At 59.1% G+C, this 8,698-nt stretch carries 9 protein-coding genes; 5 read left to right on the forward strand and 4 right to left on the reverse strand.

The window, feature by feature from the left end; all coding sequences use genetic code 11:
* From ACN0SW_RS19925 to ACN0SW_RS19935, 3 genes are all read left to right on the forward strand, one after another.
* A partial coding sequence (locus ACN0SW_RS19925; RefSeq protein WP_417729648.1) for a strawberry notch family protein occupies positions 1 to 3,271 on the forward strand: 3,271 nt, incomplete at its 5' end.
* 14 nt (positions 3,272 to 3,285) lie between these two features.
* The gene (locus ACN0SW_RS19930; RefSeq protein WP_417729649.1) at positions 3,286 to 3,591 is read left to right on the forward strand and encodes a hypothetical protein; all 306 of its coding nucleotides are present in this window, start codon (positions 3,286 to 3,288) and stop codon (positions 3,589 to 3,591) included.
* 124 nt (positions 3,592 to 3,715) lie between these two features.
* On the forward strand, positions 3,716 to 4,444 hold the full coding sequence (locus ACN0SW_RS19935) for a DUF736 family protein (RefSeq protein ID WP_417729650.1): 729 nt from the start codon (positions 3,716 to 3,718) through the stop codon (positions 4,442 to 4,444).
* Positions 4,445 to 4,725: 281 nt separating this feature from the next.
* On the opposite strand, the gene ACN0SW_RS19940 is transcribed toward ACN0SW_RS19935, so the two are convergent.
* The 4 genes from ACN0SW_RS19940 to ACN0SW_RS19955 are packed head-to-tail and all read right to left on the reverse strand — an operon-like array spanning position 4,726 to position 6,815.
* Positions 4,726 to 5,094, reverse strand: a complete 369-nt coding sequence (locus ACN0SW_RS19940) for a DUF6527 family protein (RefSeq protein WP_408607519.1) — start codon at positions 5,092 to 5,094, stop codon at positions 4,726 to 4,728.
* Between the two features lie 28 nt (positions 5,095 to 5,122).
* Positions 5,123 to 6,313, reverse strand: coding sequence for a ThiF family adenylyltransferase (locus tag ACN0SW_RS19945; protein ID WP_417729651.1), 1,191 nt, complete (start codon positions 6,311 to 6,313; stop codon positions 5,123 to 5,125).
* On the reverse strand, positions 6,288 to 6,548 hold the full coding sequence (locus ACN0SW_RS19950; RefSeq protein ID WP_085638637.1) for a multiubiquitin domain-containing protein: 261 nt from the start codon (positions 6,546 to 6,548) through the stop codon (positions 6,288 to 6,290). The genes ACN0SW_RS19945 and ACN0SW_RS19950 overlap by 26 nt, the downstream gene beginning before the upstream one ends.
* Positions 6,549 to 6,557: 9 nt before the next feature.
* On the reverse strand, positions 6,558 to 6,815 hold the full coding sequence (locus ACN0SW_RS19955; RefSeq protein ID WP_417729652.1) for a DUF2188 domain-containing protein: 258 nt from the start codon (positions 6,813 to 6,815) through the stop codon (positions 6,558 to 6,560).
* 144 nt (positions 6,816 to 6,959) lie between these two features.
* On the opposite strand from ACN0SW_RS19955, the gene ACN0SW_RS19960 reads away from it, so the two are divergent.
* Together ACN0SW_RS19960 and ACN0SW_RS19965 are read left to right on the forward strand one after the other, a co-directional pair.
* A complete protein-coding gene (locus ACN0SW_RS19960; protein ID WP_085638630.1) occupies positions 6,960 to 7,277 on the forward strand; it encodes a hypothetical protein in 318 nt (105 codons plus the stop codon).
* The gene (locus ACN0SW_RS19965; RefSeq protein ID WP_417729653.1) at positions 7,277 to 8,410 is read left to right on the forward strand and encodes a HigA family addiction module antitoxin; all 1,134 of its coding nucleotides are present in this window, start codon (positions 7,277 to 7,279) and stop codon (positions 8,408 to 8,410) included. The genes ACN0SW_RS19960 and ACN0SW_RS19965 overlap by 1 nt, the downstream gene beginning before the upstream one ends.
* Positions 8,411 to 8,698 lie beyond the last annotated feature (288 nt).

Raw genomic sequence — 8,698 nt, forward strand, 5'->3', positions numbered from 1 at the left:
CACTCGCAAGCGCCCAGTTGCCAGAGTTGCGGCGTCCAACGCTCAGACCAACGCCGCCATACCGCTCACTTTCACAAGCCTTGAGGCTCCGCGCGACAACACGCCCGTCTCGGACATATATGCGCGCTACCGTCCGCAGCGGATCGAGATCGCGGGTGCGCAGGAACATCCCACGCCGCTGGTCGAGAGCATCGCCATGGCTTCCGTGGCGCCGCCCGTGCCCTCGGATACGGTCAGTGCGGAACTGCGCCTGCCTGCCAGGCTCATCGAGGAAGGACACCTCTCCGAGGCGCAGCTCGAAACCATCGTCATGGCGCATGATGCCCATGGGCGCGACCTGCCGGGGCGGTTTACCATCGATGATGACCAGACCAAGCTGACGCGCGCAGATGATGGCCCGGAGGCACGTGCCTATCGCCTTGGGTATTTCCTCGGCGACGGCACCGGTTGCGGCAAGGGCCGCGAATGCGCAGGGCTCATCCTCGTGAACTGGCTGGCCGGCCGCAGGAAGGCGATCTGGGTCTCGAAATCCGCCACGCTTATCGAGGACGCGATCCGCGACTGGACCGATCTCGGCGGCTCGCCCGCCGACATCCACCCGCTCTCCAAATGGAAACCGGACCAGCCCATCCCGATGGGCGACGGCATCCTCTTTGTGACCTACGCCACGCTGCGCTCGGCGGGCAAATGCGGCACCACGCGGTTGAACCAAATCCTTGGCTGGATGGGCGACGACTTTGAGGGCGTGCTGGCTTTCGACGAGGCCCATGCCATGCAGAACGCGGCCGGGTCCGAGCAGGGCAGGGGGGTCAAACCCTCCCAGCAGGGCCTTGCTGGCCTCCGGCTGCAACTTGCCGCCCCGCGTGCCCGCGTCTTCTACATCTCGGCCACGGGCGCCACGAGCGTGCACAACCTGGCCTATGCGGCGCGGTTGGGGCTCTGGGGGCAGGGGCCCGAATACCCCTTCGCGAGCCGCGAGAGTTTCGTCTCGGCGATGGAGGCGGGTGGTGTTGCCGCCATGGAGGTGGTCGCGCGTGATCTCAAGACGCTCGGGCTCTACACGGCGCGCGCCCTCAGCTTCGATGGGGTGGAGTATGACGTGCTGGAACATGCGCTCACCCCGGCCCAGATCGAGATCTACGACGCCTATGCAGGTGCGTTTCGGACGATCCACCACAATCTCGAGGCGGCACTGACGGCAACCGGTGTCAACGATGCCTCGGGGGAGACCAATGCCTCGGCCGCACGCGCCTCGGCCAAGTCCCGGTTTGAAAGCACCAAGCAGCGCTTCTTCAACCATCTCCTGATGGGCATGAAGGCTCCAAGCATCATCCACGCCATCGCGGATGACCTCGCGGCGGGCCACGCTTGCGTCATCCAGGTGGTCTCGACGGGTGAGAGCCTTTTGAAGCGGCGACTTGAGACCATGGATCCGGACGATGAGCTCGTCGAGGGTGCCTTGACACCGCGCGATTATGTTCTGGGCTACCTCGAACAGGCCTTCCCGATCCACGCGCAAAAGCTGGTCGAGATCGACGGCAATATGGTGGCCGAGCCGCTCAGGGACGAGACCGGCGCGCTTGTTGTCTCGCGCGAGGCGCTCGCCCTGCGCGATGCGGCCATGATGGAGCTGATGACGCTGGCCCCAATCGCTTCGGCGCTCGACCAGATCCTCTGGGCCTTTGGCGACGAGGCCGTCGCAGAGGTCACGGGACGGTCCATCCGGCCCCTCAAGGCCGAGGATGGTCATCTTTTCATCGAGAAGCGCGCCGCCAGCAGCAATTCCTCCGAGACCCAAGCATTCATGGATGGCGAGAAGGATATCCTGATCTTTTCTGACGCGGGCGGGACGGGGCGCTCCTACCATGCGGCGCAAACAGCAAGGAACCAGAAACGGCGGCGGCACTACTTGCTGGAGCCCGGCTGGCGCGCCGATGCGGCCATCCAGGGGCTCGGCCGCACGCATCGCTCTGCCCAGGTCAGCGCGCCTTTCTTCCGGGTCTGCACCTCAGATGTGCATGGCGAGAAGCGCTTCACCTCGACGATCGCGAAACGCCTCGATCAGCTCGGGGCCCTCACCAAAGGCCAGCGCGAGACCGGCTCGCAAGGCATGTTCCGGGAGGATGACAATCTCGAAAGCCCGATCGCGCGGGCGGCGCTGCGTGGGTATTTCGCCGATCTTGCCGCTGGGCACGCCGAGGCGATGAGCTACGAGAGCTTCACCGACTGGACCGCTCTGCGGCTGATCGACAAGGACGGTGTGCTGCTCGAAGAGCTGCCGCCGATCCAGCGGTTTCTGAATCGGGTGTTGGCGCTGCCCATCCACATGCAGAACGCGCTCTTTGCCGAGTTCATGGCGAGGATCGCTGATCAGACGGAACGGGCGCGCGCGGCGGGCACGCTCGATCTCGGGGTGGAAACCCTGCGTGGCGAAAAGATCGCGCAGGTCTCCACGGAGGATCTCTGGGCCTGCCCGAAATCCGGCGCCGTGACGCGGATCATCGGGCTCGAGGTGACGGACCCGGTCCATGTCCTGGACGCCAAAGAGGCCATGTCGCGCAATCCCGACAAGCTACCGATGGTTAACCGTGCTTCGGAACGCGCGGCGCTCATCTCGGCGCTCCCTATGCAGATGTATGACGAGGACATTGTCACGCTGATGCGTAAGGCGGTGCGGCCAAACGGGTCGAGTTACCTCGAGGAGATGCGGTTCGAGTCCTCAGCCTGGGAAGAGATCGGAATGCCGGAGTTTGCGCGGCTTTGGGATGCCGAGGCCGCTGACCTTCCAAAAACCACTACGACCAAGCTCTACCTGCTGACCGGGCTCTTGCTGCCGATCTGGAAGGACATCCCGACCACCAACGAGCGCATCTACCGGGTCACGCCCGATGGGGCGACCGCCATGATCGGGCGCACGCTGAGCGAGGAAGGGGCGGCAGCGTTGCGTGCTCGCTTCCTCGTCTCCGACCCGCAAACGCTGGACGAGATGCTGACCGCTGCGCTCGGCACCACCGCGCCGGTCGATCTTGGCCGCGGCCTGACCCTGACCCGCCGCCGGGTCGCTGGCGAGATGCGCCTCGAGCTGGGCGGTGCCGACAAGGGCATGATCGACGGCCTCAAGGCTCTCGGCTGCTTCACTGAGATCATCGCCTTCCAGCTGCGGGTGTTCCTGCCGCATGGGGACGGGGTCGACACGGCGGCCATTCTCGCCCGGATTGTTGGAACGGGGACGGACGCCGGACAGGAATCGGCCCGGGTGGCAGCAGAATAGGCAAGGAGGCGATCATGACACTCGAAGAGATCAAAGCCGCTGTGGATGCAGATCAGACGGTTCATTGGGCCAACACTGGGTACCGCGTGCACAAGGACAGCCTCGGCCAATACCTGATCACGTTTCCGCCTAACGGAAGCACCATCGGCCTGACCGACCGGAGTGGGCAAAGGTTGAACGGGGATGAAGCGGAGTTCTTCATCGCGAAATCGGAGGATTGCAACGGTCCCAAACGGCGAGGCCACCCGGTACCTGACGAGCAGGGGAGGGGCGTCGCGCCCGGCGGAGAGGCGGCACAACCACTCGGACGGCAGCTTTGACCGAGGGGAGGGCAAGAAAGGAAAGCGAGCTTTCTGTTTTGCGATCCCATGAGGGGTCGAGAAAGCAATCCCGGATGCTCTGGCAAGGACGTCAGGCACCGGCCAAATCAGAAGGAACTCTCCCATGTTCGCAGGAATCCTGACCCGCAACGATGAAACCGCAATCGCCCAGTACTCGGGCATGATCCACTCGACTCGTTTCGACATCGCTATCCAGCTTGAGACGCGCCCGAAGATGTCCGAGCGCAGCCCGGATTTCGACGTGACTGCGGTCAACAAGTCGGGCCGCAAGGTGCGCATCGGCACGGCTTGGAACGAAACCGGCAATACCAGCGGCAACCCCTACATCTCGATGCAGATCGATGTCGGCCTCGGCCCGTTCCGGGTCAACGCCGTGCAGACGAAAGAAGCGCGCGCGGGCAAGAGCGGGGAATTCGAGATCATCCCTTTGGTCTCGAACGGCATCATGAAATCCGGTTCGATCTCGGGTGAGCTGACCGCGATGGACGCCGACAACGCCTTCGCCGGCTATATTGCCAACATGATGTTCGACCTCGACTTCATGCTGATCGAGAATGAGTTCAAGTCGGAAGAAACCCATCCCGACTACCGGATCGAGGTCAGCTCGCCGCGTGGCAAGCCGATCCGCGTCGGCTCGGCCTGGATGGCGAAGAGCAGCCGGACCGGCAACAACTACCTGTCGCTGCTGATCAACACGCCCGACGGCGATCTGCGCGTCAACGCGGTGCAGAACGAGGAACAGCGCGGCGGCAAGACCTTCTCGGTCATCCCGTTCATCGACAGTGGCGAGCAGCCGCGGGATGCAGGCGCGGGGCTGTCGCTGGTGGCCTGAGTCGGGCGAGAATCTTCGGTGCAGGAATGGTATGGGGAACCGTGGGGACACGGTTCCCCTTTTGTCGTGTCAGCTTGGCAATAAGTTCAATCTACCATGATCACGGCCAGATCTCCGCAGACTAGCCAATGCCATTCTCGCACTACGACCGGATGTTAGATTCTATGTCGATTGGCGCCGTTGTCTTTTCTTGCATCGATTTCCAGGACAACCCAGCCGACAAGGCCCGCAAGATGGCCATCCCAATTGCTGCCTTCGGAAAGCGTGCAAACCCCCTTCCATCAAAGACCGAGCATTTTGCGCACAAAGTTTAGCAACTGTCGCCACCAAGATACCCTTGGCCTACGCGCTTCATAGTAGGCAGAGCGCCTCTCATGTTCCCTTTCTTGCCCCGCCCGGATCTGCTTTTCGGTCCACTGATTGGACCATTGGACGCTTCCATTCGTGATCAAGTAATGGGACTTGCAGGGCAGTTGCCAGTTTCCGACAGAAGGGCGAAGGGTCGGTCCACGCGAGGCTGCTCTGACGCTCCACTCAGTGGGGCCAAGGGGTGTTCGGACCTTCTGCCCGCACCCACAGGCACAAAGGTGGGCAGCGGTATGGAACTCCTCCGACACATAAAGAATGCCTGGTTCCAGCAGCTTTGGCATGTACCGGACAGATTGTAGCGAAAAGTGTTCAATCTTCACGGGTCGACACCCCGACGCTCTTCAAGTCCGTCGTATCGAACAGAAGATTCTCCCAATCGGACACGTCCTTGTAGAACCCGCGCAGTTGCTTGTAGCGCATCACTGCAAGAGCAGCATTCAAGGCGTTCAACTCACCGATCTGAACTCTCGCACGGTATAGGTCTTCAGGATCATCTTGCAGAGGCGCGTGTGACTTTCGCATCACTTCTTCGCTGTGTTCGGATGGAAAATAGGTGACGCGGACCATACCACCCAAACCTTGATCCTTCCTTTTCAATCCCATTCCAACGTCAATGAACGGAATTTTTCGTTCCACCAGTGCCCGGAAGATCTCGGCACGTGCCGCGCCCTTGTCGACGCAAACGAATGCGAATGTGACACCGCTTAGCTCGTCTTCCGAAGAACCGTCTATGTAAGTCGGTTTGGCTGAGAGCCCGTAGCGGAAGTTGCTGTACCGGGCGAGGCTGACTTCGGCCTTCGTCTTGTCGAACTCCGAAGGGTCGACATGTCCTGGTGATCGAAAGGCGTTGTGTACGTGGAATCGATCTGCATCGAATGCACGAATTTCAGCGACGGGTGTCTTCACCATGAAGTCCAGAACATAGCTGCCTGTTCCTCCTAGGCCGATCACAGCAACAACTTCATCGTCGAAGCAGGTGATCAGGTCGGTAAGCTCCCCCCGGCTTGTCAAAGTGTCACGAAACTTGAAAATCGGATCCTTGGCAGCTTCGTCCGATAGTCGAAAAGTGTAGGGCGATGCGCCGTAGCGCTCCATCGCGGGCCCCGCGATGATATTGGTGTAACTCTCAATCTTTTCGAAGAAATCGGCAAACCGTTGGGCTACCAATGGCTTGTTGGAAAATCGCCGCTCCACGACGACATCGGAAGCCGCAGGGCCGAGATGGAGAGAGCAGGGACCACCCCCGAGGTTCGGGATCGGTTTGGCGTCAAGCCCGTGAGGAACCCCACCCGCAAACCAGACCTGGTGGTCATCCTGCCGAACCCTGTGCTCGTCGATGGCAACCAGCGTTGCAACGAATGCACCGGTCGCTAGCTCAAGATTTGCGTCAAGGTAAGGGATATCGCGAACGACGAGATAGTTACTGTCCTCGCTGACCGCGAACCCCTTCTCGATCAGGCGTCGGATATCGTCATTATGACTGGCCAGTTGACGAGACATTGAAGATCATCCCTTCTTTGACTTTCACCGAGCCGCCAGCGACCAGGACGCCCTCCGGCTTGTTCCCCTGCCCCTTGGTATACTTGATCGAATATGTCGTTTCGGGGTGTTGCTCGAAATCAGGAAACTCCAGCGCGACGAGCTGGGTGTAAGTAATTTCGCCGTTCTTCGGCCACTCATGAGGAGTGCCTTCAACCACGATGGTGACGGTTTTGTTGTCTTTCATGATACCCATTTTCCGCTCCTAGCCTTTGGGTGGGTACGGATCGTTGCCGTAGGAGTTAGCGTCACGGATTTTTCCGTTCGGCCGGTGAATGATGACTTCGCCCCTTTCGCGTATTGCGGTCGTGCGGGCAGCTTCGATTGCAGCGGCTTGAGTGGGGTGGGTCGAGCCAACTCGGGACGAACCCTCACGCCGAGCCGCCCAGCCGGAAACATGCGGTACAACGTGGATGCGCTTTGACATGTATTGTCCTTTTTTCGATACGCTTCGTGTTATCATTTCTGCCTAGGAAGCGCGGGGTGGTCAAGAAAAAATCATAACGCGATGAGTTATTAAAAAAATTTTGACAGAAGCTGCGGAAATGACTACGCTTTGCGTTATGAAAATAAGGCGATCAAGCGCCAGCTGTGATGAGGATGCGGCATGCAGGTCGGGTTTGAGACGCCATCCATCGGTGCAATGTGCAACAGTGGACGGCAGCTCATCTTAGCATTGGGCATCGAATCGGCTGATAGGGTGAAAGATCTGCTTTTTTTCTTGGACGCCGCACCAACGCTTGCCGACCTGAGTGAATCTCCACCGGTGTTGCGAAGGCAGGTCGCCGAAGACCTGCCGCCGTCATTCTCGGTGGGGAAAGCCGGTAATGGACAAGTGCTCTTCCGACCTCAGTCATTTTTCGAAGGGCAACAGTTGCACGACATCGACAGGATAAGCGTCATTTCCGTGGGAGGAACCGTGTAATGGCAAGTCAGAATGTTCAATTTCGCCCTGACTACGAACCAAGGCTCCCGGGTGAATATCTGCGTAGAATTCTTGATGAGCGAGGTATCAAGATTGTCGATTTCGCCCGAAGAACCGGGCGCCCCACCAAGGCGATAAGCGAAATCATATCTGGGAAAGTTGCCATTACACCGGAAACAGCAATTCAGTTCGAAAGAGTTTTAGGTGAAGGTGCCGGTTTTTGGCTCGCCTTAGAAGCCAAACACCAGTTGTCAAAAGCCCGTTCGCGTGAGGTGGAGGCTGAATCCCAGAGATCGGCTGTTTCCTGGGCAGATAAGTTCCCAATTGATGAAATGTTGAAGTTAAAGCTGTTGGACAAACGACCAGCCTTGGCCGATCGGGTGGATCGTATTCTCAGGGCCTTCGGCGTAAGCAGTATTTCTGCTTGGGAGCATCACTGGCAAGAACGTCTCGATCTTTCTCGTTTCAAGCAGCAGAACCATAACAAGATTGATCCATTTGGTGTCGCGGTTTGGCTCCGCTGTGCTGAAGTTGCAGCTGACAGAATCGAGACATCAACATATTCGGAAGTCGAGTTTAGGTCGCTACTTACCGAGATCCGAGAGCTCACACTAAGCCCGTGGGACACGATTGCTCAGGAACTTGTTTCATCTTGTGCGAACGTTGGCGTTGCGGTTGCGCTCGTTCCATCGGTCGCAAAAACTGGTCTCCGAGGCGCTGCGTATTGGGCAACCAAAGATAAGGCAGTTATCGCTGTAAGTGACCGTCTGAAAAGAGAATCTAACGTCTGGTTCTCATTCTTTCACGAAGCTTGTCATATCCTCGAGCACAGCAAGAAATCGGTCTTTTTGGACGAGAATGATTCTGGCACTGGCGGTCGCGATATAGAGAAAGAAGCAGATCGCTATTCTGCTGAAAAACTTGTCCCGCGGACAATTGTTGATGAGTTCAAGGCCTCCTATGGCCCGAGAGACGTCCACATCACGCAAAAGGAATTTAAGAGATTTGCAAGTCAACACTGTGTCGCGCCCGGGTTGCTTCTTGCGCGCCTTCAACACGAGAAAGTAGTTCCTCAGGGAACACAGCTAACAAAGCTCAAGCGGAAGGTGGAATTCGCGACTCCACTCAGCTGAACATAGTGGTAGCCTGCGAGGCTTCGAGTCCAGAGGGGCGAAGGTCTGCTTTGAATTATCAAAGCTTTTGCCTTTGCAACAACGGCGAAACTCTGCCTCCAGCCTCCCCAGCTCGGCTTCGCGTGTCGCAGGGGAGAACGGCCCTTCGGTCCGTCGCGCATTCGGCCATGCGGCCTCACCGCGGCGTTGCACCCGGCATCCCGGTTTGCCCGCCTCCCGAGCACGTCCCTCCCCGGCCGCTCCGTCGGATTGCGCTCTGGTCTGTTTTGGCCTGAGGCCAAAACGATC

Source organism: Roseovarius sp., assembly GCF_048262375.1.
Lineage (GTDB): Bacteria > Pseudomonadota > Alphaproteobacteria > Rhodobacterales > Rhodobacteraceae > Roseovarius.

Excerpts from the sequence above, each read along its gene's own strand:
- ACN0SW_RS19930 (WP_417729649.1), top strand. The coding sequence starts at position 3,286 with ATGACACTCGAAGAGATCAAAGCCGCTGTGGATGCAGATCAGACGGTT.
- ACN0SW_RS19935 (WP_417729650.1), top strand. The coding sequence starts at position 3,716 with ATGTTCGCAGGAATCCTGACCCGCAACGATGAAACCGCAATCGCCCAG.
- ACN0SW_RS19940 (WP_408607519.1), bottom strand. The coding sequence starts at position 5,094 with ATGCCAAAGCTGCTGGAACCAGGCATTCTTTATGTGTCGGAGGAGTTC.
- ACN0SW_RS19945 (WP_417729651.1), bottom strand. The coding sequence starts at position 6,313 with ATGTCTCGTCAACTGGCCAGTCATAATGACGATATCCGACGCCTGATC.
- ACN0SW_RS19950 (WP_085638637.1), bottom strand. The coding sequence starts at position 6,548 with ATGGGTATCATGAAAGACAACAAAACCGTCACCATCGTGGTTGAAGGC.
- ACN0SW_RS19955 (WP_417729652.1), bottom strand. The coding sequence starts at position 6,815 with ATGATAACACGAAGCGTATCGAAAAAAGGACAATACATGTCAAAGCGC.
- ACN0SW_RS19960 (WP_085638630.1), top strand. The coding sequence starts at position 6,960 with ATGCAGGTCGGGTTTGAGACGCCATCCATCGGTGCAATGTGCAACAGT.
- ACN0SW_RS19965 (WP_417729653.1), top strand. The coding sequence starts at position 7,277 with ATGGCAAGTCAGAATGTTCAATTTCGCCCTGACTACGAACCAAGGCTC.